This window comes from Oceanobacillus sp. FSL W7-1309, assembly GCF_038002145.1.
Taxonomy (GTDB): domain Bacteria; phylum Bacillota; class Bacilli; order Bacillales; family Amphibacillaceae; genus Oceanobacillus; species Oceanobacillus profundus.
The window spans coordinates 1,308,202-1,334,228 of sequence record NZ_JBBOBX010000001.1 but is presented as its reverse complement, the minus strand read 5'-3'; the positions used below and the strand labels follow the sequence as shown (position 1 = coordinate 1,334,228).

Sequence of the window (26,027 nt, the reverse complement as noted above, 5' to 3'; positions counted from 1 at the left end):
GGAATAAGATGATACACAAAAAATTAGAACCTTTTCCAAGTAAATTCATGTGGGGATCTGCTTCTGCTGCCTATCAAGTAGAAGGTGCATGGGACAAGGATGGAAAGGGACCTTCCAACTGGGACCAATTTGTTCGGATTCCGGGTAAAACCTTTAAAGGGACAACAGGTGATACAGCAGTCGATCATTACCATCGTTATAAAGAAGATGTTCGCCTTATGGCCGAAATGGGCTTGGAAGCGTATCGATTTTCTGTTGCATGGTCCCGTATTTTTCCTGAAGGGAAAGGTGAAGTAAACGAAAAGGGTATCCAATTCTATAGTGATTTAATTGATGAACTGATTAAAAACAAAATTGAACCGATTTTAACCATCTATCATTGGGATTTGCCACAGGCGCTTCAAGATGAATACGGTGGTTGGGAATCCCGTGAGATTGTCGAGGACTTTACCAATTATTCGGTTACTTTATTCAAGCATTTTGGCGATCGTGTTAAATATTGGGTAAGCTTGAATGAGCAAAATATTTTTACTAGTTTCGGATACAGAACGGCCCTTCATCCTCCGGGAGTAAAGGATGAGAAGCTCTTCTATCAAGTTAACCATCATGCCAATCTCGCAAATGCAAGTGCAATCAAAGAGTTCCGTAAATATGTACCGGATGGAAAGATAGGTCCAAGCTTTGCGTATTCTCCTTCTTATGCAGCATCCTCAAAACCGGAGGATATCCTTTCCGCGGAAAATGCAGAAGAGTTAAATGCGCATTGGTGGATGGACGTCTATGCTTGGGGGGCGTACCCTCAGGCAGCTTGGAAATACTTAGAAAGAAAAGGATTGGCTCCAACACTCGAAAGTGGTGACGCTGCATTATTACAAGAAGGTAAACCCGATTTTATGGGATTGAACTATTACCAAACCACTACTTTTGAGAAGAATCCATTAGACGGTGTATCTGAAGGGAAAATGAATACATCCGGAAAGAAAGGCACGACACAAGATACAGGTGTACCAGGTCTTTATAAAACCGTTCAAAATGAAAATCTCGAAAGAACAAACTGGGATTGGAATATCGATCCAACTGGACTGCGAATCGCCCTGCGCCGCATCACAAATCGATATCAATTACCAATTTTAATCAGTGAAAATGGCTTAGGAGAATATGATAAGCTCGAGGAGGGCGATGTCATTAACGATGACTATCGTATTCATTATCTTCACGTACATGTAAAAGCGATACAAGAAGCTATTAGCGATGGAGCAGACATACTCGGCTACTGTACATGGTCGTTCACAGACCTGTTAAGCTGGCTGAATGGCTTCCAAAAACGCTACGGGTTTGTCTATGTTAATCAACATGAAGAAGGTAACCATGATCTGCGCCGCATCAAAAAGAAAAGTTATGATTGGTATAAAGAAGTCATTGAGACGAATGGAAGCAAACTGTAATTGAATCTAATAAATACGGGGGCTGGCCTATTGCAACCCTTTAAACTAGGGGGAGCAGGTGGCTGTCCTTCTGCTTTCTATTGTTATCATTTAAACACAACATATTTTTAATTATGTTGTGTTTTTATTTTATGTGGACGATAAAAGTTAGCATAAATTTTCAAATCTTATTCCTATTGAACATATTCAACTTTGAACGCCGAAAAGTTTTATTTTATAAATCTGTTGTATTTATCCTATACTAGAATCATACCTTACATTCAATTGTGTAATGATTAACATAGATTGACGGTAATTCAAAGGAGAGTGTCTGGGATGGGGAAAAGAAACAAACATACAACTTTCACAGATTCACCATTCCTAAAAACATTAATCCAAGCATTTGAAATTAAAAGAAATCCCTTGCCATGGAATAAAGCAATTCTTGCTGGTGTCAGTGCCGCGTTTCCCGCATGGATAGGACTAATGCTTGACGACTTGCAATCCGGTCTTGCAGCTGGAATTGGCGGTTTTACATACCTGTATATGTTTAATGAACCGTATGCAGAGCGGGCGAAGAAGTTATTTTTTGTCATGATTGGTCTCTCGCTATCAATCGGTCTAGGAATGCTGCTCGCACCTTACCCCTTTATATTCTCATTGATGACTGGTGTACTTGGTTTTCTGTTTACTTTTTTATTTGGGGCCTTGAAAATTCCAGGACCTGCGGCAATATTCTTTGTGTTAGTCTTCACCATCACATCAGCAATGCCGATTGACCCTTCCCTAGCACCAATGCGAGCAGGGCTTACTTTAATAGGTGGTGCTTTCGCGTGGGTTCTTGCAATGAGCGGCTGGTTTATCAATCCCCATGGTCCAGAGAGAAATGCCATCAAGCGTGTGTATATGGAGCTGGGGTCTTTAATCGATGTGATAGGGACAGCTGAGTTTAGTAAAGAAAGACAAAGAGCCCTGCAAACGTTAAAAGATACTGGAGATACGTTATCCAGAGCGTATATTTCCTGGCAGAATTCGGCTGAATTTAGAAAACTTCACTATTTATATGAGCAAGCAAATCTAATTTATGCGGAGATTATCGAATTCTATGCAATACCTGATAAAAAGCAACTATCCGCAATTGCCCAAATGCTTCGCACGTTAGCGAATAAAATGGACAAACATTCGGGTGAACCAATGCCGTTCATAAATGAAACGGATACGGGAATCAATCTTCGTTTAGAAAAGATGGTAAATGAAGCAGTGCTTATTTTAAATGGAGACGATGAGCGATTACGATTAGAGGAAGAAATCCGTGTTCCCAGGTGTTCGCTGAAAGAGACCCTAGCAGGAAGCTTTCATAAAAATTCCTTCGTCTTTATTTCTGCGATTCGTTATGGCTTTATCCTGTTTATTGCAGCCCTCATAGCTTTTTCATTTGAATTTGACCGTTCTTATTGGATTGTATTATCATGTGGCGCTGTTATGTTAGGTTCAACTATTATCACAACGTTTCATCGTGCCATCCAAAGGTCATTTGGAACCATTGTCGGTGTCCTGATTGCGGCTCTCGTTCTTTCCACCCATCCAGATGGCATCTATATCATTTTGATTATTTGGTTGCTCACTTTCTTGACGGAGCTATTTATCCCAAGGAATTATGCGATTGCCGTAAGTTTCATTACACCAAATGCAATATTCATGGCAGAAAATACGTCCCAGATCTATGATTTGCGTTTCTTTGCGACAGCAAGGATTACAGATATTCTAATCGGTTGTGCGATTGGACTTATTGGCATATTCTTTATCGGCAGAAAATCGGCATCCAGCCGTCTTCCGCATCTAATTGCTAAAACAATCCGCAGCCAGATGCAATTGATGGCTTTCATGTTTTCTGAACGAGGGACGATGTGGATATTACGGGCAGTAGTGAAATAAAGAAAATGCACACCAACTTGAAGAATTTAAGTCTTGTTTATCGTACAGCTTTAGGAGAAATCCCACGTAATCAAAAAGCTTTAGAGCAATTATGGTCTGTTATTTTCTCGATTGAGCAGTTAGGCTTTTTATTAGAAGTTGCATCAAGAAAGCAAGATCTACCCATTCTTAAAGATGATGATTTAGCACAATTGATGCTTGTTTTCGAAATGATGGCGAAATCAGCGAAACAAATGGAGTCTCCAGAGACTCGGCGTGTTCCAGAGATTCCGGGTTTCCCGCAGATTCAGAAGGAGATTGGGGATTTGCAGGTGGCCATGCAGGTTGGAAGTGGTTTGGCGTAGAGGATACTCTATTTAATTAGTCGAACGCGACAAATTCTGCCTTTGACTCTAAACCGTTTATATCAGAAATTGTCGCGTACCTTGCTGTTCAGGAATAGATAATGAAACAGTGACAGTGAATTTACCATTATTTCTGATTAGTGTGGCGAAAGAATCCGAATATCCTGTTTACTGTATTCCTCCACGATTTCAGATGGAAGTGAGCTATCCGTAACAATTAAATCAATATCCTTTAGTGGACATACATTGATGTAAGAAGATGTCTCAAACTTTGACGCATCCGCAACGACTACTTTATGCTTTGAGCGTGAGATAATGGATTGAATAACGCCTACTTCGTGCATTCTGAAATCTGTTAAACCATGTTCAAGTGATAATCCGTTTACCGTAATAAAAGCAATATCAATATTAAAATTAGAAAGGATTTCTTCGCATTGTTTCCCATATAACGTGTATTCCTCTGGATTAAAAAAGCCACCGGTGAGGATAACGTTGAAGTTTTTATTTTCCCCAAGAATAGATAAAATCCGAAGATCGTTTGTAATAATTGTTAAGCGCTTAAATTTGTTAACAAGTACCTTCGCAATTTCGATCGTCGTTGTCCCGCCGTTTAGAGCAATTGCCTGTCCTTCTTCAATCAATTCAATCGCTACGAAAGCAGCTTCTTGTTTTTTTTCTCGATTTTTGACTTCTCTTTCATTAAAAAGTCTGTTTAATGCATTATCACTTTTTTGAGTTAAAACAGCCCCTCCATGTACTCGTTTTACGACTCCTTTTTTCTCAAGAACCTCTAAATCCCTCCGTACAGTATCAATAGAGATATCTAATAAAGTAGCAAGCTCTGAAGCTTTTACAGCTTTTTGCTGCTTTAAAAAGGATTCAATCATTTGATGTCTTTGCTCCTGTAACATCATCCAGCTCTCCCATCTGCCTCTATATTTCATGTATGTAAATCATAACACACAATATAAAAAAGCAAAATAATGCAAAAAAAAGCATTTTGTAAAGTAAAAATTGCGCGTATTCTTTGTAAAAAGCGTTAATGTTATGTAAATAAACTGTAAAACCCCTTGAAAAACAGCAAAATACCGATTAATCTTGCACTGTACCGCAAAAGAAAATACGAACAAAGAGAGGAAATAGCATAATGGGAAACTATTACAATCCTGTCAACATTAAAATAGATACCATAGATGTCATGGAAGAGGTACTAAATACAATCAAACCTCAACTCAGCAAGATTGTCCTTTTACATCGAGGAGGCGACTTTTCAGAATCTGCCGCTGGACGTAATCTCTATAAATACCTTGAGAATTATGAAGTAAAGCAAATAGAAGTGAACATATCCAATCCGGATGTGGAAGACTTGTTTCATAACTATAAGCAAATTGAAAACGTTGATTATCAATGCATCGTAGGGATTGGAGGAGGCAGTGTTCTGGATCTTTCGAAATCATTGGCTGCTTTAAAGGATATGAAAATAGAGTCTGTCTCTGCATTACGTACCATGATTGAACAAAAGCAATATGCAGAAAATCAAAACATCGTATCATGGATTGGCATTCCTACAACATCAGGTACGGGTTCTGAGGTTACTTGCTGGGCAACGATTTGGGATTGCGCTAACGGAGTGAAAATGTCGATTGATAGTGAACGCTTATATGCATATGCAGCCATCATTGATCCGACGCTTACAGTCTCATTACCAAAAGAATTAACGGCTTCAACAGCTTTAGATGCATTATGTCATGCAACGGAAGCTTATTGGTCAAAAAGCTCCAATGAAATTTCAAGAATCTATGCATTAGAAGCGATCAAACGTATTGTTGACAACTTTGAAAAGGTAATAAATCAGCCCGATGAATTTACATATAGAAATGAAATGGCTTTGGGCAGCTTGTACGCAGGTCTTGCCTTTAGCAATACAAGAACAACAGCATGCCACTCCATGTCCTATCCTCTGACACTGGAACTTGGAATGGTCCATGGAATAGCAGCAAGCATTACATTGGCCAACGTAATGAAAATCAATTTTGACTCGATTATGGAAAACGATAAGCTGCTCCAAGCATTTGGCGTAAGCAGCTGCAGTGAAGTTCAAGGCCTTATCGAGCATTTTCATCAGCTTGCAGGTTCTTCAAGCAAGCTCAGGGATTACAATGCGAATGAAGAAATAATCGAGAAAGTTGCCGCAAACGCCTTTACAAAGGGCCGAATGGATAATAACCCAGTTGCTTTAACACAGGAAGATGTCAAACAGATTCTACTATCTATTTATTAAGGATAAGGAGTGTAAAATATGAAAACGAAACTTTTATTGATAATGCTTCTCGTATTTATTGCTTTGTTAACGGCATGTGGTGGCGGTAATAGTGGTAGTGCAACAGCAGATGATGTGATTAAAATTGTTTGGTATCCGAACGAGTCTGGTAATGATTTGAAATCATCTCGTGATGAAATTGGAAGACTTATTTCAGAGGCTACAGGTAAAGAGGTAGAACATCAATTAACGACGGATTACTCGATTGCGATTGAAACGTTAGTCAACAACAATGCGGACCTTGCATTCATGGGTTCACAAGGATATGTAGAAGCAAATAACAGAAATGATGCAGTTCAAACGCTAGCCGTAAAATCTGGTGAATCCGGAACATTGGATGATGCTAAATACTATAGCTGGTTAGCGGTGAATGTGGACGAGCAAGACAAGTTTAAACAAAATGGGGAATTCTCTCTTGATACGATTGCAGATACAAGATTTTCATTCGTATCAAACAGTTCAACATCAGGGTTTAAAGTTCCATCATCCAGTATTATTGAACATTTCTCGCAACAAGAAGCATATGCAGATTTAACGGAAGAGGATTTAATGGGAAGCGGGCCGTTGTTTTCCCAAGTATTATTTGGCAACTCTCACCAAGGTTCCGCAGTCAATTTGTTATCGGGAAATGCAGATGTTGCAGCATTCTGTGATACATGTGTGGAAGAATATGTGGAGCTTGCTGAAGGGGAAGAAAATACAGCTGGTGCGGTTTATCGCGTGAAAGAAAATGCAGCCGAACCTTTCAATGCAGTTACAGGCAAAGAATTTACATTAATGAGCTCCAACCCAGTATTAAATGAACCATTTGTTGTGAATATGGATGTCTTAGGACAAGCGGATTTTGATAAAATTCAAGAACTATTAACCTCGGATGAAGTAGCAACTAATGAAAAAATCTTTGCCCCTGAAGATTCAGAACAGAGCGCTTTATTCTCCAAAAGTGACAAAGAAAGACTATTGCCAGTGGAAGATGAATGGTATGATCCAATTCGCGAAATTTCCAAATAACATTAGAGGGAAATGAAACCAGGAAGCGTGTACTTACGATGCGTAATCTTACTCAATATGCTCTAAAAAGGAGTCAATACACATGTCATTGTTAAAAGTAGAAGGACAAGGAAAATCATATACAGCCGCCAAACAAATATTAAAGAATATTCATTTTGAAATAAACGCAGGAGAGCTAGTTTCTGTCATTGGTCCCTCTGGTGCTGGTAAATCTACCTTGCTGCGTTGCATTAATCGAATGGTTGAATTTAATGAAGGAAAGATTATGTTTAACAAACATGATGTTGGAAATTTAAATAAAAAAGAATTACGAAATTTACGAGCGAATATTGGGATGGTGTTTCAGCACTATAATCTCGTGCCTCGTTTGACAGTGATTGAGAATGTTCTTCATGGTCGATTTGGTTATAAAACAACACTGCAGGGACTGTTAGGAAAATACACAGAAGAAGAAAAAGAACGTGCCTTTCACCTGCTGGAGAAGTTGGGAATTCATGAACATGCATATAAGCGATGTGACCAATTAAGTGGTGGTCAGCAGCAACGTGTAGGGATATGCAGAGCGCTTATTCAAGAACCAAAACTTATCTTATGTGATGAACCGATTGCTTCACTGGATCCGAATTCCTCTAAGATTATCATGGATCTTTTAAAATCAATCAGTACGGAAATGGGCATTACGTGTTTGGTGAATTTACATCAAGTGGATGTGGCGCAACATTATTCAGACCGTATCATTGGTTTAAATAAAGGTGAAATTGTATTTACTGGAACAAGTCATGAACTTTATGATGAACAAATTAATAAAATTTACGGGTCCAAAACGGAAGATTTAATAACAGCGTAAGGAGAGATGACTGTGAATGAAAAAAAGATGCGAAAAAACAGATGGCAGACAGTAATCTTTCTTCTCATCATCATCGTTCTAACCTATTTATCAGCAGCTATTACATCATTTAACTTTGTAGATGGGTTAGCGACAATCCCGAAAGCTATCGGCTGGATGTTTTCTAATCTCATTGTGACACAGGAAACGCTCGATAAATTGCCAACCATCCTGGAAAAACTAGCTGAAACTACCTTTATGTCGATAGCGGCAACAACGATAGCAGCTGTTGTTTCAATCTTCTTAGGGGTATTCGGTTCAAAAGTGACAAAAGTAAATAATTTTTTAAGTGTATTTGCCCGTTTTATTGCATCCATATCAAGAAATATCCCAGTTGTTGCATGGGCATTGGTTTTGCTCATTTCCTTTGGGCAAAATTCCGTAACAGGCTTTCTCGCCCTCTTTGTTGGGACGGTAGGGTTTTTAACGAGGGCATTTATTGAGTCGATTGATGAAGCGAGCCAAAGTTCTGTTGAAGCATTGACTGCAACAGGGTCTACCTATTTCCAAATTGTAGGGAAGGCTGTTATTCCGCAAAGTTTGCCGCAGATGATCAGCTGGGTGTTGTTTATGGTGGAAACCAACATTCGAAATGCTACATTGGTAGGAATCTTAACGGGGACAGGAATTGGATATACCTTTGATATGTATTATAAGATGTTAAATTATAATGCCGTAGCGCTTGTGACATTATGTATTGTCATTATCGTTATTATGGTCGACCTTATTTCAAATTACGTACGGAAGGTGATTCTATAATGGAAGCAACCTATATAAAGCGAAAGAAAGACGGTCGTATTCATATAAAATCGGGTAATAAAGGTGAGCGAGTTCTACGATGGACCGTAGTTGTTCTAACCCTTTTGACAGTTGTTTCCTTTCTATTCTTTAACTATGCAGGACTGGAATTAGGCACAGCGATTTCGGAAACAGCGTATAACTTGAAAGTGATGTTTCTTGAGCCGGCATTAAGTCATTTCAGTTTAAGAGAAGCCATCTATCAAGTTGGGATTACGCTTAGTCTAGCATTCTTAGCTACGATTATTGGCGCCATTATTGCCTTTTTCCTTTCTTTAATGGCTGCAACAAATCTAGCACCTGTCTGGCTAACTAGAATTATTCGCGTATTTGTTGCATTTATTCGGGCTGTTCCAACCGTATTATGGGTGTTGATCTTTGCGATTGCCGCAGGGCTTGGAAGTGAAGCGGCGGTTCTCGGTATGTTATTTCATTCGATTGCATATTTAGTTAAAGCATTTTCGGAAGCATTTGAAGAAGTCGATAAGGGAATCTTGGAAGCAGTGCGATCAACTGGTGGGAACTGGTGGCACGTCGTAAAAAGTGGTGTCTTACCATCTACATTTACCTATTTATTATCGTGGGTTTTCCTGCGGTTTGAAATCAACTTTGGTGTGGCAGTGGCAATGGGAGCGGCTGCTGGAGCAGGCGGAATTGGATTTGATTTATTTATGGCTTCCAGCTTCTACTTTGATATGCGGGAGGTTGGCTTTATTACCTACGCCATTCTCATTGTTGCCATTCTATTAGAAGTAGTTTCAACTCGTTTGAAAAAACGTTTCTTTCCAGCAACTTCTGATTAAATGATAGATGAAGGAGGATATAGAAAACATGAATTCTTACAAGCTTTTAACGCCAGGCCCATTAACAACAACAGCTACAGTGAAAGAGGAAATGCTGTTTGATCGCTGTACATGGGATCAAGATTATAAGGACATTACCCAAAAAATAAGAACGCAGCTCCTTGACCTTGCAGGGGTGACAGCTGATGAATATACAACGGTATTAATGCAAGGAAGTGGTACATTCACAGTTGAATCGGTGATGACAACTTCATTGAAAAAGCAGGATAAAGCATTAATCATAACGAATGGAGCTTATGGAGAGCGTATTGTCAAAATAGCTGATTCTATTGGTCTGCAATACGAGCAATATAGTGTTGCATACAATGCATATCCAGATGAAGCTGAGTTAAGACGTATTTTAGAAGAGGACCAGCAGATCACACATATTGTCATGGTTCATTGTGAAACAACAACAGGAATACTAAATCCAATTGAGATGGTCTCCGATCTTGCTAAAGCATATGATAAAACACTGATTATCGATGCGATGAGCAGTTTTGCTGGAGTGGAAATGGATGTCCGTGCTCTCGGTATTGATTATTTAATTAGCAGTGCCAACAAATGTATCCAAGGTGTTCCCGGGTTTGGCTTTGTCATTGCTAAGCTGGATAAGCTGAAAGCATGCGAAGGGAATGCTCGTAGCTTATCACTAGATTTGTATGACCAATGGAAGGAAATGGACAAGGATGGAAAATGGCGTTACACATCACCAACCCATGTTGTAGCAGCATTTTCCAAAGCAATTGATGAATTAATAGCAGAAGGAGGGATTCCAGCAAGATTTCAACGTTATCAGCATAATAATCAACTATTACGGGAGAAATTAGCGAAGGTTGGATTCCAGACGTATATAACGGAGGAAAAGCAATCACCAATCATTACAACGTTTCTTTTCCCACATGACAGCTTTCAGTTTGAGGACTTTTATTTCTATGTGAAAGAGAGAGGATTTGTACTTTATCCAGGAAAGCTGACAGAAGTCAATACATTCCGAATTGGGAACATTGGAGAAATTTATGAGGAAGATATCGAAACATTATGCAGTGTAATCGAAGAATATATGGGAGTGGTGGTAAAATGAAAAAAATTGAAGGCGTAATATTTGATTGGGCAGGAACAACAGTTGATTTTGGATGTTTTGCACCGGTAAATGCATTTGTTAATGTTTTTAAAAATGCAGGAATAGACGTGACAATAGAAGAGGCAAGAGAACCAATGGGACTGCTAAAAATTGACCATATTCGTGCGATGCTCGAGATGCCGAGAATTTCCGGTTTATGGGAAACGAAATATGGAAGAGCATTTAATGAGCAAGATGTAGAGGATCTATTTAATGCGTTTGAATCATCTTTATTGGAAACATTAGCAACGTATACCGACCCGAAGCCAGAGGTTCTTGAGACGGTGGAAAGCTTAAAAAGCCAAGGGCTGAAAATTGGTTCCACTTCCGGCTACACGCAAAAGATGATGGATGTTGTTGTGCCAGAAGCAGCGAAAAAAGGCTATAGCCCAGATTTTTATATCACACCTGATGGAACAAATTCATTAGGAAGACCGTACCCTTATATGATATACCGAAACATGGAAGCATTAAAATTATCAGCGGCTCGGAACGTTGTAAAAGTAGGGGATACCATCCCAGATTTTGCAGAGGCGAACAGTGCAGGAGTTTGGGCAGTAGGTGTTATTATCGGCAGCTCTGAAATGGGACTAAGTGAAGCTGAATTTGATGTGCTGTCTGAAGTGGAGCAAGAAGAGATTATCGGTAAAGTAGAACAAAATTTTAAACAACATGGCGCAGATTTTACAATCAAGTCAATGGGCGAGTTGCCTGGGGTAATTGAGCAAATTAATCAGCTTATTTTAGAGTAAGTGAAGTTGGATTTAGGGTCAGTCCTCATCGTTTTTGTAGAACGGTGGGGACTGGCCTTGTTTTGTTTGGTGGTTTTTAAAAGGGTTCTTTTTATCTTTTATCGAATGCCTTTTCGTTTAAGGGAATTCTCATGAAGCTCGATAAATTGTTGAATATGCGATTGCTGTAAGTTTCATTACACCAAATGCAATATTCATGGCAGAAAATACATTCCAAATCCATGATTTACGTTTTTTTCGATTGAACAGTTAGTCTATTTGTTGGAACTTGCATCAAGTAAGCAGGAGCTATCAATTATTAAAGATGATGATTTAGCACTACTGATGCTTTTTTTAAAATGATGGCGAAATCAGCGAAACAAATGGAGCCGCCGAAGATAAGTCGTATTCCGCAGGTTCAGAAGGAGATTGGGATTTGCAGGCGGCGATGCAGGTTAGTGGGAGTGGTTCTGTTGCTTAGGCTTGTGGAGAATTACTGACATCAAAACTGTTTACAAATATAGCAAAATATAATTAGTTGATTTGGGTAAATATCAAGAATTTTTGACAACAGAGCGAGACAAACAAGAAGGGAAAAGAATAAAGAATAAAGAATGAAAAAGAAGGTTAAGGAAACTATAGCCAACATACAAAAAAGCCCCGTTAAAATAGGGGGCCCAATTCTTCATCCAAAAGAGCAACATCATAAATCCCTCTCTTTATCCCTTCACTCATGGATAATAAGTAACTCTTTAATTCTTTATCCTTCAGATTGGGAACATTTCTCCAACTGTATTCTCTCCGTTGCCCATTATAGAGCACGATTAAACCAATGTCACCTTTATGTTTCCTTGTTGCAACAAGCTTGTACATTCCTCCATGTGGAGGTATCTGCCATTCCATAAAAGCTCCCTTTCCGTTTTAAATCAATTATAACAATAATTTTTAAAATAATATATTCATCCATTTAATGTTAGCCTAAAAAGACGATAAGTCACAGATTACTTATAAAGGAACGGGTCGAAGCATAGAGATCCAGATTTAAAAGGCACTTCGGCGTTTATAAAAAAGTGTTAGGAAAGTGAATAGATACTTCATGATTGAGAGTCGCTTATTTTTCCACTGTTATTATAGGAATCAATCATTATATCAAAATAATTCGTTTGGTTTATTTGTAATTGTTTATATAAGAAGTGCCAATAAATTTACATGTCGATTATTTAACGTTTTTTTCGCATTTCTTTTTCTAATCATAATATTTAAGGGGTTAGCCCTTTTTCCCATCGAACAATGGTGTCCAAACACTAATAAGTATAATTTTATTATAAAAGGCAGTGCTGACTTAAATGAAATCAATGTCCTTCAGCATGGATATAACAACACCGCCTTTTATCCAGAAATATTGAGGGTACATTCTGATTCCATTGAGTACTAATGTTTTTTTTGATGCATCTTCACCAGACCCACGTACAAAAAAGTTATACTCTTGTGATTTTGGAAAATTAGGTGCTGTCATTGGTATTTTTGTTTTGGGAGTAATACGATGGTTTCCATTTTTATCAAGAACTGGCTCATCTATAAGTTTATTATTATTAATTAAATCTCGTATCTTTCCCCATACATTCTTAATATCATTTTCTAAAACACTTTCGTCTATTGCTAAGCGCTTAAAGCCGATGAATTTATTATCTAATAACTTTGCATCTGTTGAAGGTTCCTCAAAAACGATGCAAAGAAATTGTTGACCATTAAAATAGCTATATACAAATGATTCATCAAAGTGTGTATCTTGATTTGTCCATTCTTTAAAGTCAATCTGAAACAGTTTCATATCTTCTGTACGTAATCCTTTATCTGTTTGAACGATTGTTTTAGGAATAATACCAATTTTACTAAATAATTCGATTTTACTTAGTTTTTTTGCTTTCCCCCCAAACATTTTGACGATAATTTGCTCAGTAACGCTTTTGGAAACATTACCCTTTTTATTAACCTTAATTGGAATATCTAATATATTCATTAATTCTCGAACAGTTTTATTATTATATTGTTTTGTAAGGTGATGTAATTCATCGTCAAGTTCTTTAAATGATGAATATGTTTCATCTAGCTTTTCAAATTTAGCTCCAAAATGTTTCTGTACAATTGTTGAAACGGTTGTTCTTTTTAATCTAAAACGTGGTCGGTTTGGCCATTTAGGAGAAGTATCGATGAGCATTAGCTTTTTCTTAAGATCGCTTGAAATACGTGGATACTCATCTTGTGGTTTTTCATACGTATCTTTCAAAAATTGAATAAAATCTCGCACAATAAGCCAGTCATTCTTTAGAATTTCCTTATCTTCATCAGAAAATTGATGAAAGTGATATCCTTTGATGAAGAAGTTTGCATATTCAGCAGCCGAAACAGTTTCAGAAGAATCATAATGATAATAAACTAATAACAAATGCTCTAACTTATGCCAAAAGCTAGATTTATCATACTCTTCCTCTTCAGTAATAGAGTTGGGAGAAACAGCAGTAATTGTCATGGGTTCTTTCGCTTCAAAATCATAGCCATTATTCCTTTTAGGCTTTCGAATTCCTGTTGTTTTTAACTCTGTTTCAACACCATCAACAATTAAATCTGGATTCTTATCTTGATCAGATGGATAACCTAAAATAGAGCGCTCTACGACATCACCTGCGATTCCGGTAATCTTGGGGTGTTTAATAGTACGGGCAAAAACATTATTAACATCAGCTTCACCGAGTGTTTTTCCAACAACATTACTTAAAATTTCATCCAATTCTTTTCGTGAGAATTTATGTAAGGCCATGATGAGAGGACTCCTTTTTAGTGTAGTTTTTAAACGATATGGTATTTATTCTCTTTTCGTTAACCGATTAGAAAAGAGTGATTAAAAGATCTTGATCTTTTCTCTATCAACCATTATAATAGTAATTATATTATAAGGTAATAGAAAGGGTGTTCATTATTATGATTTTATAGATGATTTATAGTAGTCGAAGGGCTAATTTTAGTTTAGATAATATAGAACTATATAAGGTGACTATGTTGTTTTATTCTGTTTTGTTCACATATTAAATATAAAGTGTTGCTGTATATAAAATCTGTAATGGTAAGGAAAATTAGAAATAATAGATTTCCATTTCTAATCCTATTCTAATGTGAAAATTAAATGGTTTCTTTGAACAAGGGGAGTATTTGTTTGAGGAATAATAAAAAAAAAATTAATATTCTGTCCAGCGTAGTTAAGAACAAAGTATAAATGATGTCAGCATAAAATTGTCAAATACAATATACATTCTTTGATTTTATATCGTTTCTTTTAATTTAGATTTTGTTTTATCAATGATGTGAACTGTTACTAATCATAAATATAGGGGGATATAATTGAAAAATTCTACGGTTTCTCTATTAGAAAAATGTAAAATTGATTTAAGGCATACTTACGAAATATTTATAGAAAATAATCGATATGATATAGATGATTTTAATATGATTTTGACTGATGAAGATTATAGGCAAGCAAGATTGACAATTTCAAAGCTTAGTGATGAACAAGAAATTGAATTTCCATTGATATTAAAGGATTGTAGAACTGTTGAGGAATTTATTCAATATATAGCATACGACTATAACAGTAATTTCGGTGATAGTATGGGATATATATCTTCACTCACTAGCGTTGCATAAATAGTAACTGAATTTTCAGTTTTAATATTTTTCCCAAGAAAGCCAAAAAAGTAAATACCCAACTTAAGGTGGCTCCATCCATTTGGAATATATTTACAATTAAACGATAGCGACAGCGACATTCTATTATTAAGATGCACCTTTTCCTTCTATTTTACGAAGCCAAAGATAACCTGGCTTCCATAAGGCTGCTCTTAAATAACGACTGATTTGTAATAAACTTCGCTTGCTGTTCGTCTTGAGTTGAATGAGTACATTCAAACAAAATACGATAAGTGCAATAAACACCTGATTGTAAACGGCTGATTCGCTATGGCCATAGAACTTTTTAATGTTCACATGCTGTTTCATCCATTTGAAAAACAATTCAATCGCCCAGCGTGATTTGTACATTTCTGAAACCTCTTCGGGGCTTAAATCAAAGCGATTGGTAATAAGTTGAAGGATATTTCCTTTTGTATCTTCTACTTTGAGTAACCGAAAATAGTTTTCTGCACGGTTTTGCGATGTCCCGATCAAAACCATTTGATCTGATAAAACAGTTGAGTCTTCAGGAAGTTTAAAGTTGTAAACTACTCGTACAAACGCATTTTTTCGAAGTCTTGTCAGGAAAAAGTAGCCATCATCTGTCATGCGGTCTAAACGTTCATAATCCAGGTATCCACGGTCAAACACGTACATGCACTCTTTATCGTCTACCAAGACCTCAAGCTGACTACGATCATGTTCTTTCGCGTTGGTCAACACAGTTTGCTCTGGATAGGATGTCCCTTTTTCCATAAACACAAGCTTGAGATGTACTTTTACACCAGCTTTTGTTTTCCGAAATTCAGCCCAACGATGATTGGTTAAATTCAAGGGTAAGGTGGTCGAGTCAATTATTTTTAAAGGCATGTGCAGCTGTGAATAGTGTGTTTTTGCATGAATTTGAGATACTAAATCAAGGAATAATCCCTGGAATATATCCGGATTCAACCCGCTTAGTCGACGAGATAACTGGGAGACGCTAATCGAGTCAAGACCGACTTTCTTTTGAAGGTCGTTATTGAAAAGGCGAGCATTTAATTCATGTAGGCTCTCCACTTCTTCCAGCTGTGCGTAAAGTAATAACTTTAAGAATGATTCTGTCATTAACTTTTTCGTATAGTAATCTAATTTCATGGTTTTCACATTATCTTCAAATTTTTTGAGATTTATGGATGAAAACCATTGTCCAAATGATGTTTTTGGTGTAATCTTGTCCATGAGTTGGTCCTTTATTTTTGGATTTGGACGGGTTACCACCTGACTATATCCATTATAAAGGACTTTTTCTTTGCACAACAGTAAATTAGTGAACATTTTGGGTATTCATAATATTTACTTTTAATTAATGCAACGCTAGTGATCTTCACTATTTAACCCATTTATTGATTACGTAGAAATACAAAATATTGAACTTCAAATAGTCCATATTGAATGTGATGTTCCTAAAGAGTTAAGGTACGACCATATATTGGAGGACATCGCTAAGTGTGAACACAGAATTAATACAGGTGATTATTCGGGCGCTTTGACTTCAGCAAGGTCTTTAATTGAAGGAGTATGTAAAGAGCTTATATTTAATTTTGAAGGAAGAGAGGTTGAAGATAATCCTTTATTGCCTGAACTTTTCAAAGATGTTCGAACTCATTTGAATCTTGATCCTAGTAATCAAATACTACAAAAACCTTTGAAGGAAGTTTTAAGTGGTTTAATAAAAGTAGTTCATGGACTCAATGAAGTGAGGAATTTAGGTGGAGATATGCATACAAGAAAAGTTACCCCTAATTTACACCATGCTTTACTTGTAGTTAATTCAGCTAAAACTGTTGTGAATTTTTTATTTCATACTTATGAATACCAAAGAAGTATGGGAAAGGTTGTAGCCAAAGAATAATAAAATACGATATAATGACAACAATATTTTTTATCTAATATTTTTTACTGGAATAGTATTATAGAAAACTAATAATATCTATGTTAAAATTAACTGTTATGATTATAAGTTTATACACTAAGATTTGAATAGAAAAACCTTTTATTATTTATAATCAAAGATCTTGATCTTTTTAATAAAATAAGTTATAATGCAAGAAAAGCGAAAGGATGTTCGTAAATGGGACACCAAAAAAAGCTTCGTGTAGTGGAATTGTTTGCTGGTGTAGGTGGCTTTCGGCTTGGTTTAGAAAAAGCTAACAAAGCTTTATTTGATATTAGTTGGGCAAATCAGTGGGAACCATCACGAAAAGCCCAAGATGCGTTTGAATGCTATACACGGAATTTCAAAGATGGGATACACAGTAATGAAGATATCAGTAAAGTTTCCGATAATGTATTTCAAAAGCTTGTTCCTGATTTAGTCGTAGGTGGGTTTCCATGTCAAGATTATTCAGTAGCTAGATCATTATCAGGAGAAAAAGGCATACAAGGGATAAAAGGAGTATTATTCTGGGAGATTGAACGAATACTTAAAAACTCCCACCCCAAGTATGTACTTCTTGAGAATGTCGATAGATTATTAAAATCCCCTTCTAAACAAAGAGGGCGTGATTTTGCGGTGATGCTTGCTACTTTTCATAAGTTAAATTATAACCTGGAATGGCGTGTAATTAATGCTGCAGATTATGGCCATGCCCAAAGAAGACGTAGGGTATTTATATTTGCATATAAGAGAGATATTTTATTCGATAGAGAGCAACATAATTTCGATAAAAAAGAAATTGTCTTTAAGGAAGGTTTTTTTGCAAAGGCATTTCCTGTGAAGGAAGACCCTTATTTAGGAAGAATAAGTGACATTGAAGAATTGCCAACTGATAGAGTTGATATTTCAGATAACTATTCATTCGGTTTTCATACTTCTGGGATTATGAGAGATGGAAAATTTCTTACGGCACATACCAACCCTGTGTATATGGAGCCTACCCCGTTAAGAGATATTCTATTAGACGAAGAAGAAATAGATGAAAAATATTATCTAACTGAAGATACAGAAAAGAAGTTTGAGTATTTACGTGGTGCTAAGAAAGTTGAAAGAACAACAGCAGATGGGCACAAATACTTTTTCTCAGAGGGTGGAATGTCCCCTACGGATTCTTTAGATTTACCTGGGCGGACGATGCTCACAAGTGAAGGTTCTAAAAATAGAAGTACTCATATAGTTGAGGTTAATGGTAGAAAGAGATTCTTGACACCAATTGAATGTGAAAGATTAAATGGATTTAATGATAATTGGACTGTGGGAATGACTGATAGAATGAGGTATTTCTGTATGGGTAATGCATTGGTCGTAGATCTTATAGAGACAATGGGGAAACGTATAGAAGAAATTGAAACATTAAATGAGACTGAAATCGTTCAGTTAGAGTTATTTTAGGCTCGAACATAACCTCTCAAAATGAATCGACCGTATGAAATTCAATTAAAAATATTGATTTCATACGGTTTTTTTAAATTTAAACTAAATAATCCATAATTTTGTCCATTCCCTTTTTAAATTGTTTATTTTTTCTATTTAATAAACGTTTGAGCTTTAAACTCTTATTGAATATTTGATTAGTTAAAAGGATATAGATAGTTTTTGTCGTATTATATATCTATAGGTTATAACATTAAAAGCAATCATTAAAGGAAAGGAATAATACTATGTTACATTGTGCAGAATGTCAGGAAATAGTTTTAAAAAAGGATTTAGTTATTTTAGATTGTACACATTCAATCTTACATAAAAAATGTTAGGATTACTTTAATTTCCCGGTCCGGGTGAGAGATAATAAATCATAGAATACTATATATTAATAATCATATTTAAGTATTCACCAGGAGGAGAAGACCCCAAATAGGAATGCTTAGCTGTGTTAGTATTTATTTGAAGAAGAGCCACAGGGCTTACGATGAATAAGCCCTGACCTACAAAAATCCACTTTAAAATCAAAAGTAAATAAAATGGCGGCTAACAAGGTTTGAATAGTAACACGGATTCTAAATCCGTGACCGAATCTCTATTCTGCTTTTCTTATGGTATATATAGTTGCGATTCTTCACATATAAATTGGAACGGACAATATTTACAATTATCACCAGGGCGCGCTAATGGAACATCATTTACATTATATTCTCGTTGATTCATTGATTCTCCTTTAGAAGGGGAACCAAATAAATTTAGCCACATACGGATATCATGATATTGCCATCCGTTAATCCATGTGTACTGTCGTTTAATTTTTTCACGATTATTCGTTGCGTATTCAATGGCAGCTGTTTGATAGACATTTTTTTTGGTTTCCGACCAATGTGGGAACCAGTTTCGATAATGTTCAAACATATCTTGACGTTTTTCTTTCTTTAAATTGGCTTGATCGTATGAAATAAGCTGCTGGAATAAAAATGATTCATGAAAGCTATCATAAAAAATTGGACGGCGGTCGATTAATAATGAATATACAAAGCGTTTTGGACATCGGTTAAATAACTGTCCTGGTAATAACTCATATTGGCGCTCGTTAAATTCAATCTTCTTTTCTACATAAGTTGGTGTTTTTTCTTTTTGTAGAAGCTGATTTACTTGTTGATGAGAGCCTTTAATAAGTGTTAAGAAGTTAAGATAGAAGCATCGCTTCAAATCTCTCTGTTTATTAAGCCGTCGAACGATTGAGAAGTTTATTTTAACTGCATTTGTCATAATAAGATAAAATTGATAACATGCAATCTCTACTTCAAGCTCTTTTCGTATTTTTAACTGATGTAAATACAAATTGTTTTGGCAAAGCAAATCAAAGGAATCGATTGAAAGTGGCCAAATGTTTAGTGATTGTGATGTCGGAAATGCTTCATTATCCATTAAGCTAAAATGAATAACTCGATTATCCTCAAATTGCAAACCATCACTATTTAATAATGAATTAATGGTTTCAGTCATACCAGAATCTTCATAACCGTATAATTCTGCTTCATATTCATCTTCAAAGTCTGCACCTTGCGCTAAAAAGTAACGCAACCCCTGCATTAAGTCTTTGCGATCTAAATAGTCGAGGGTGTCGTCTTTTAATTCATCTAAAGCGGATAGAATATTTTTTGCTATCTCCTTATCAAGGCTTTCCGATAAGGACGGTATAATATTGATTTCCACATGGTCCTCTAAAATTTCAACGTATTGAGAAATGTTAATTTCTGTGCCTTTGAAGAGCGAGTTGAAAAGTTGCTGAATTTTGCGTATAGATTCTTTTACAAAAAGTAAGTCCTCTTCACTGCTATAAAAGTAGCCAATTACCTCATGATAAAATGAATACAAGCGATGTTCATTATTGTGATACGAGTTTTTGTTCGCAAATCTGCCCTCAGCTTGTTGCTTTGTCGTAATGAGGGAATCTATGCATGTTATCCATTCGTTAAAGGTAGTAAAACTTTTCGTGATTTCTTGTAGAAAGTCTAACGTTCGCATTGCGTTTTGGGCATTAATACCCTCTACGAATAAATAACCCGAGTTGAATATTTCCCTCAACAATGTATGTGTGATGCTTTCGATGTCATCGTATTGTGCCGTTGTGACATTAAATTTGCGTTTATTAATATGGTGAATATTAACTAAAAAGGCGCCTAATGGATGCTCGGATAACTTGTTATAAGCGGCTTGTTCAATAGGTGCTAAAAATTCACGAACCTCCATAGTACGTGGTGAAACATAGCGCTCATCATTGGTTTGTGTATAACGTTTAAATTGCTGAAGTGTATGAAATTCGAAAAAGTTTACTTTTTTTATATTATCTTCATCAGTTAACATTTTTGGTGCTGTGAATGATCCATTAATGGCGAATAGAAACTCTTTAGCATGATAGTTAATGGTGTATGGATATGGCATAGCGCGTTCGAAACCCAGTTGCTGAATGTGTAAGAAGTGTTCAATTGTTTGGAAACCATACTTATAATTTGGTTGATAGTTCACAACATGAATAATATCGAATTCTTTACTTAGTAAATCGAATAAACGCTTCTGAATTGGTACAAGGAAGTAAAAACCATGCAAAACTAGTTGACATTTTTTTCCTCGTTTAATGCGTTTATGGATAATGTCTTGAATAGAGTGGTCATAAGGAATATTAGCACTTATGCGTTTTTGATTGTCTTCTAGAACGTCTTGAAATAATTTTATTAATGTGGTATGGAATACATTTTTGGGAGAATTCTTTAATTTCTCAAACCAATTATGAATATTATGGTAAGCAGGGTTGTGTTCCACTGCTTGCCATAATTCTAAAAGGATTCGTTCCTGTTCAGTTAAATTTTGTAATATGCCACGAACTAATGAACTTGTGTAACCACTCTCAATTAATAGTCGGATTGTTTTCAATAAAAGTTCTTGGTTTTTATCAACTGCTGAAAATAAGTTAGTATTTAAAGAAGGGTTTTGCTCATTAAATTGGCGTAGTTCCTTTGAGAGTAATGTATATTGTTTTAATCTCGTTTTTGCTTTAGACCAGTCACCTCCAATGTATTTCAATAACTCAGCAAATGAAATAATAGGACCTGTAAACCAACGATTTAGACCAGTATTACTTTTTATCATTCCTGTTTTAAGGGAGGTAGTTGCTGTAATATGAATAGCATCCTTATAAGTAGCAAAGGTGCTATCTTGGTGAAAAAGTTCTTCAGCATTTGTATAAACTAAATTTTTATATCCAGACATACGTATACTCCTTACATTAATAATAGTTCCCCCCAATTATTTGGTTGGTCGGTACCCGTTTGCACGTCTTTTAGGCCATAAATTTTTAATGATTGCTCTGCGCGTGTCATTGCTACATACAAAATCCGTGCTTCTTCGCGACGTTGTTCCTCGTTTTCCAAGTTACGTAACGCACGATAGTTAGATGATATATTTTCAAACTCACTCGGCTTGTCGTGATATTTCCAACCGAATTTCAATTCATCTTGCTCCCCAATATGGACAATTATATCTTTTACCATAGCATTATCGTTTCGAATGAAGGCATTTTTTGGATAGGGGATTAGCACCGTGTGAAATTGAAGCCCCTTTGATTTATGAACAGTCATTACTCTTACAAAATTATCCTCGAAAGATGTTTCTTCGATTTCAGCTTCATCACTCTCTCGGTTTGTTAAAATCTGTAACTTCAACCAATCATAAATCTGAATTAATGTTGCATTATTATTAAACTGCGCATAAATCTCGGTTAAGATTTTTTCGAGGTTTAATTCGTATTTTAGAGCTTTAATTTCATCATAACCAAGAGCTTCTAAGTTAATTTTATAATCACTTTGGTCTAAAAATTCTTGCACAATTGGCAGAATAGGCTTTTCCTTCATTAATTTCAGCGCTATTTGCCATGATTCAGGTACTTTAAATGAAAAGTCATTAGCGCTAATCATAGTTGGGTTGCTTTGACGATGATTTTGATAGCGTTTTTTTGTTGTAAAGTGAATTGGTTCTTCTTTCCTACAGAAGGATGTTTCGCTGAGTGAAAGTAATGCTTGGTCTCTTGAGATATCGTCACTTTTTGCATAAATCCATGAATGCAGTAAAATGCTCAAATCACGTGCTGCTTTAGAAACATAAAGCGTTCCTTCTGTGCGTACTTCATATTGTGGACCGTTTTTTAATTGACTGAGCATTTTACCAATTGTTATTGCTTCATGATTATTACGTACCAATACAGCTAAGACGTGTGGTTTGTCTTTTTTTTCTGGCATAAGTGCAAAGTCTTCAAGTAAATGGTCAACTGTAAATTCCTTTTCGTATAACATGAAAATCTGGTCTTTGTCCATATAGTTCTTTTGACGAGAATACATAGGTTGCTCATCAACTGGCAATAATTCCCTCTCGCGCCAATATCTAAAAATCTCTTCCATTTCTTCAATTAATTCTTTGGATGAACGGAAGTTTTCTACCAAGAAAGAGGTGCTAAGTTTCTTGTACTGAAGTTCTTTTAAATATTCATTTAAAACTGTAAATGCAGTAGAGTCAGCTCCGCGAAAGCGATATACACTCTGCTTTGTATCACCAACAACAGTTAAGTGTAATTTTGCCTTTGCTGCAATCATTGCAATAAATTGAATTTGTGCAATGTCAGTGTCCTGAAATTCATCCACTAGTAAATATTTATAATTCCTATTTAGTTCATGTAATGGTACTTGTTGATCAGTAAGTAGCTTTAAAAAGCGGGTTAAATCTGCGACAGTTAGGAAATCTTCATCGAATTTCAATTTTGTAAATTGTACTTCAGCATCTTTTAATGTGTTCGTTACAACAAGTTTTAAGGTATCGTCATCTGGGTTTAGCTCGAGGTAATCTATAAGCTCTTGTTCGACGATACCCTTCTGATTGAATTTATCCCAGACGTTTTCAAGAAAGTCAATGATTTTGTGATAATCTAAACGACCAAATGGATTAGAGAAATACTCTGAAAGCGTCTTGTCTAGACAATGCTCTAAAATCCCCCGCCGATTTACAACTCTTTCTGTGATATCAATATTGCTTGATAAACCAATATAATGAGAGAATTGTTTTAAAATATCTTTTGCAAACGTTGGAATAGTTACGATTTTCATAAAGCTTATTTGCCGTATGTATTCATAATGAACGTCACTGCCAGTTTGTCTATATAAATCTTCCAACCGTTCTTCTAAAGCTTCTTTCATATTGCTTGCTGCTTCATTTGTAAAAGTAATCATTACAATTTCATTCAAGTTGTTAATACGCTTAGTGAAAAGTAAAAATAAAATGCGCGATACAAGCGTTGTTGTTTTCCCACTACCCGCTCCTGCATTTACGGCAATATTGAAGTTTGGGTTGGCATGTTCAATTTTGTACTGGTAAAAGTTAAAGGATTGGCGTTTAAAGTATTTACTATGTTTTTCCAAATAAAGCAAGCCATCCGCTCTATTTAATTGACGACCATTTAATGTAAAGAATTGTCCATCGGTTGCAGTAAATGTATCGCCAGATTTTTTTCGAAAGAGTTGGAATACCTTCTTACCCTTATTTTGTAGTTTCTTAAGATATTGTTTAATATTCTGAGAGGGCAAGCCAATATAAATATATGAATATTGCACATGCTCATCATCAATTATATTGTCATTTTGTATTGCAACGTCAGGTAATAATGTAAACAAGTCAGTTGGTTCATCTGTCATCAAATCCTCAGGAGTTATGTTTGGTGAATCGCTTAAATAATCTGCAAAAAATTGTGCATCAAGCTTTCCATATAAGGTAATTTTTGAATTATCGACTCCTGTAATGACTTTTTTACGTTCTGGATGGTCACGTAAATTATATAATTTTAGCTCATAGCCTAATTGTAACTTTTTAATAGATTCTTCTTTGGTTAAACGGTAATTCTCATCCCCACTAAACAATTGAATTCCGAGCATTTTTCCATTTTTACGTATTAATAAATCTGTTTTAGCTTCTAAATCATATAGATAGTCCATTCTAACATCTTCAAATAAGCTGGATTCAACCAATATAAAGTAAAAGTGCAGTTCAGAAACCAATCCTTTATATGCTGTGTTCGCATGATATTGTAGAGTAACTTTGTTGGTAGGTCTTGTTAGATATTTTTTTGCGTAGTGTTTTTCAAATTCCTCGACAGTCGGCAAACGTTTAAGTTTGACAATTAAATCGTATAGTTCTTTATTGAAAAGAGGTAGATTACGCATGTATAAGCCCCGCCTATTAAATGGGTATTCAACTTGTCGATAGGAATGAGCAAGTACATGTTCAATTTTCTTGGCTGATTGTATATATGTAATAACGTCCTGAAATGTAAAAACCATAAGATTGCCACCTTAAATATTTTTCCAAAAATTGTTTCATTCAATCATAAAAATAAAAATCATAATTCAATTGTACTATTTTCAGAACAGAATTAAAACCCAATAAATGGAACAGGTGCTGTTTTGTTTCATTTCAATACGATGGGGGAGTCATGGGGATTGGGTGTACTTTCCTTAAACTTGGTTCTTTGTATATTACGTCAAGTACCTATTCTAGGACAACACTCCTAATCCCCTGTACCGCCATGACTGGTTGGAATTATACAGCTAGTGGAAACAATAATACAAGAATGTGGTCAAGACACGGTATTTCCAAGTGTTAATCCTTGTATAGATTTTATGAATGATTATATGGGAGGAAATACCTTGTTTTACCGTTGAAAAGTTCAGCATCTTTCCGTGTAAAATAATAAGTAACTATATATGGTTATCAAGAGTGAACGAGAGTACTGGCTCAATGACTTCACAGCAACCTGCCCAAGTGGTAAGGTGCTCCCACCAGCAAAGCATTGCTTTGAATGATAACAACGGCTAAAGTCTCTTTGTTGCAATCAATTGCGATGAAGGGCTTTTTTGTTATCTATATGTTTTGGTTGAGAAAAAATAAAATTGAGAGGAATTGATTAATGATGAACAGCAGTGGATGGATAAGGGATTATATGTCTAAGAGTTATAGTGAGGAAGAATTTTTATTACATGTTTGAACAACTATTGAACGACAATTATAAGAATGGGATGAAGGTTATGAAGTTAATATTATGAAGTTTAAAAACTATGTATTTATGGTAAAAAACGGGATTAGATACTATGAAATGAATCTTTCTGAGTATGAGATTGAATCACTGAAAAATCATAATCCATATGCTCTTGATTGGGAAATATGGCTGGAGTTGAAGAAACAAGGGTTGGTTGTTTTTGAAGTGGGAATTACGTGGGTATAGTGATGTAAACCATAGTGTAAGTATTGTTGCCAGATTCTAATTTGGAGTAATTTAGAATCTGACCTCAAAAATGATATATAAGGAATCGGCGACCTATTAATCATGTTATTTGTATAAGAAGAATATATTTGGGTTATACGTTAGGTACTTTTGATTGGATAAA

At 35.8% G+C, this 26,027-nt stretch carries 20 protein-coding genes and 1 riboswitch; of the genes, 14 read left to right on the top strand and 6 right to left on the bottom strand.

Features of this window, described 5'->3' with window-relative positions:
• Window positions 1-8: 8 nt before the first annotated feature.
• The 3 genes from NST46_RS06045 (at window position 9) to NST46_RS06035 (ending at window position 3,703) form a co-directional block, all read left to right on the top strand.
• Entirely contained in the window at window positions 9-1,445 is a 1,437-nt protein-coding gene (locus NST46_RS06045) for a glycoside hydrolase family 1 protein (RefSeq protein WP_095310194.1), read from the top strand.
• 315 nt (window positions 1,446-1,760) lie between these two features.
• The gene (locus NST46_RS06040; RefSeq protein ID WP_341136918.1) at window positions 1,761-3,359 is read left to right on the top strand and encodes an FUSC family protein; all 1,599 of its coding nucleotides are present in this window, start codon (window positions 1,761-1,763) and stop codon (window positions 3,357-3,359) included.
• Between the two features lie 17 nt (window positions 3,360-3,376).
• The gene (locus NST46_RS06035; RefSeq protein ID WP_341136917.1) at window positions 3,377-3,703 is read left to right on the top strand and encodes a hypothetical protein; all 327 of its coding nucleotides are present in this window, start codon (window positions 3,377-3,379) and stop codon (window positions 3,701-3,703) included.
• A 137-nt stretch (window positions 3,704-3,840) separates the two neighbouring features.
• On the opposite strand, the gene NST46_RS06030 is transcribed toward NST46_RS06035, so the two are convergent.
• Window positions 3,841-4,614, bottom strand: coding sequence for a DeoR/GlpR family DNA-binding transcription regulator (locus NST46_RS06030; RefSeq protein ID WP_341136916.1), 774 nt, complete (start codon window positions 4,612-4,614; stop codon window positions 3,841-3,843).
• Window positions 4,615-4,850: 236 nt separating this feature from the next.
• Between NST46_RS06030 and NST46_RS06025 the strand changes: the two genes are divergently transcribed.
• The 7 genes from NST46_RS06025 (at window position 4,851) to phnX (ending at window position 11,435) form a co-directional block, all read left to right on the top strand.
• Complete coding sequence (locus NST46_RS06025) at window positions 4,851-5,984, top strand: phosphonoacetaldehyde reductase (protein ID WP_341136915.1); 1,134 nt, start codon at window positions 4,851-4,853, stop codon at window positions 5,982-5,984.
• A gap of 18 nt (window positions 5,985-6,002) precedes the next feature.
• The gene (locus NST46_RS06020; protein ID WP_341136914.1) at window positions 6,003-7,034 is read left to right on the top strand and encodes a PhnD/SsuA/transferrin family substrate-binding protein; all 1,032 of its coding nucleotides are present in this window, start codon (window positions 6,003-6,005) and stop codon (window positions 7,032-7,034) included.
• A gap of 82 nt (window positions 7,035-7,116) precedes the next feature.
• Window positions 7,117-7,881 (top strand): phosphonate ABC transporter ATP-binding protein, encoded by a 765-nt coding sequence (gene phnC, locus NST46_RS06015; RefSeq protein WP_341136913.1) that lies wholly within the window; start codon window positions 7,117-7,119, stop codon window positions 7,879-7,881.
• 12 nt (window positions 7,882-7,893) lie between these two features.
• Window positions 7,894-8,679: a PhnE/PtxC family ABC transporter permease gene (locus NST46_RS06010; RefSeq protein WP_341136912.1), complete on the top strand. Its 786-nt coding sequence runs from the start codon at window positions 7,894-7,896 to the stop codon at window positions 8,677-8,679.
• The gene (locus NST46_RS06005) at window positions 8,679-9,521 is read left to right on the top strand and encodes an ABC transporter permease subunit (RefSeq protein ID WP_303447079.1); all 843 of its coding nucleotides are present in this window, start codon (window positions 8,679-8,681) and stop codon (window positions 9,519-9,521) included. The genes NST46_RS06010 and NST46_RS06005 overlap by 1 nt, the downstream gene beginning before the upstream one ends.
• 28 nt (window positions 9,522-9,549) lie before the next feature.
• On the top strand, window positions 9,550-10,644 hold the full coding sequence (locus NST46_RS06000; protein WP_341136911.1) for a 2-aminoethylphosphonate--pyruvate transaminase: 1,095 nt from the start codon (window positions 9,550-9,552) through the stop codon (window positions 10,642-10,644).
• Window positions 10,641-11,435, top strand: a complete 795-nt coding sequence (phnX, locus tag NST46_RS05995; protein ID WP_341136910.1) for a phosphonoacetaldehyde hydrolase — start codon at window positions 10,641-10,643, stop codon at window positions 11,433-11,435. The genes NST46_RS06000 and phnX overlap by 4 nt, the downstream gene beginning before the upstream one ends.
• 642 nt (window positions 11,436-12,077) lie before the next feature.
• On the opposite strand, the gene NST46_RS05990 is transcribed toward phnX, so the two are convergent.
• Complete coding sequence (locus NST46_RS05990) at window positions 12,078-12,317, bottom strand: hypothetical protein (RefSeq protein ID WP_341136909.1); 240 nt, start codon at window positions 12,315-12,317, stop codon at window positions 12,078-12,080.
• A 439-nt stretch (window positions 12,318-12,756) separates the two neighbouring features.
• The gene (locus NST46_RS05985; RefSeq protein ID WP_341136908.1) at window positions 12,757-14,232 is read right to left on the bottom strand and encodes a MutH/Sau3AI family endonuclease; all 1,476 of its coding nucleotides are present in this window, start codon (window positions 14,230-14,232) and stop codon (window positions 12,757-12,759) included.
• A 578-nt stretch (window positions 14,233-14,810) separates the two neighbouring features.
• Here NST46_RS05985 and NST46_RS05980 point away from each other — a divergent pair.
• Entirely contained in the window at window positions 14,811-15,113 is a 303-nt protein-coding gene (locus tag NST46_RS05980; protein WP_341136907.1) for a hypothetical protein, read from the top strand.
• A 129-nt stretch (window positions 15,114-15,242) separates the two neighbouring features.
• Here NST46_RS05980 and NST46_RS05975 read toward each other — a convergent pair whose 3' ends face one another.
• Window positions 15,243-16,358, bottom strand: a complete 1,116-nt coding sequence (locus tag NST46_RS05975) for an IS4 family transposase (RefSeq protein WP_341136906.1) — start codon at window positions 16,356-16,358, stop codon at window positions 15,243-15,245.
• 250 nt (window positions 16,359-16,608) lie between these two features.
• On the opposite strand from NST46_RS05975, the gene NST46_RS05970 reads away from it, so the two are divergent.
• Window positions 16,609-17,031, top strand: coding sequence for an abortive infection family protein (locus NST46_RS05970; RefSeq protein WP_341136905.1), 423 nt, complete (start codon window positions 16,609-16,611; stop codon window positions 17,029-17,031).
• Window positions 17,032-17,250: 219 nt separating this feature from the next.
• On the top strand, window positions 17,251-18,507 hold the full coding sequence (gene dcm, locus NST46_RS05965; protein WP_341136904.1) for a DNA (cytosine-5-)-methyltransferase: 1,257 nt from the start codon (window positions 17,251-17,253) through the stop codon (window positions 18,505-18,507).
• Window positions 18,508-19,146: 639 nt separating this feature from the next.
• Here the strand turns inward: dcm and NST46_RS05960 are convergent.
• Together NST46_RS05960 and NST46_RS05955 are read right to left on the bottom strand one after the other, a co-directional pair.
• The gene (locus tag NST46_RS05960) at window positions 19,147-21,813 is read right to left on the bottom strand and encodes a hypothetical protein (protein WP_341136903.1); all 2,667 of its coding nucleotides are present in this window, start codon (window positions 21,811-21,813) and stop codon (window positions 19,147-19,149) included.
• Between the two features lie 11 nt (window positions 21,814-21,824).
• Window positions 21,825-24,923: a UvrD-helicase domain-containing protein gene (locus tag NST46_RS05955; RefSeq protein ID WP_341136902.1), complete on the bottom strand. Its 3,099-nt coding sequence runs from the start codon at window positions 24,921-24,923 to the stop codon at window positions 21,825-21,827.
• Window positions 24,924-25,347: 424 nt separating this feature from the next.
• A riboswitch (SAM riboswitch) is annotated at window positions 25,348-25,451 on the top strand.
• A 230-nt stretch (window positions 25,452-25,681) separates the two neighbouring features.
• Between NST46_RS05955 and NST46_RS05950 the strand changes: the two genes are divergently transcribed.
• Window positions 25,682-25,864 (top strand): hypothetical protein, encoded by a 183-nt coding sequence (locus tag NST46_RS05950; RefSeq protein ID WP_341136901.1) that lies wholly within the window; start codon window positions 25,682-25,684, stop codon window positions 25,862-25,864.
• The last annotated feature ends 163 nt before the right edge of the window (window positions 25,865-26,027 follow it).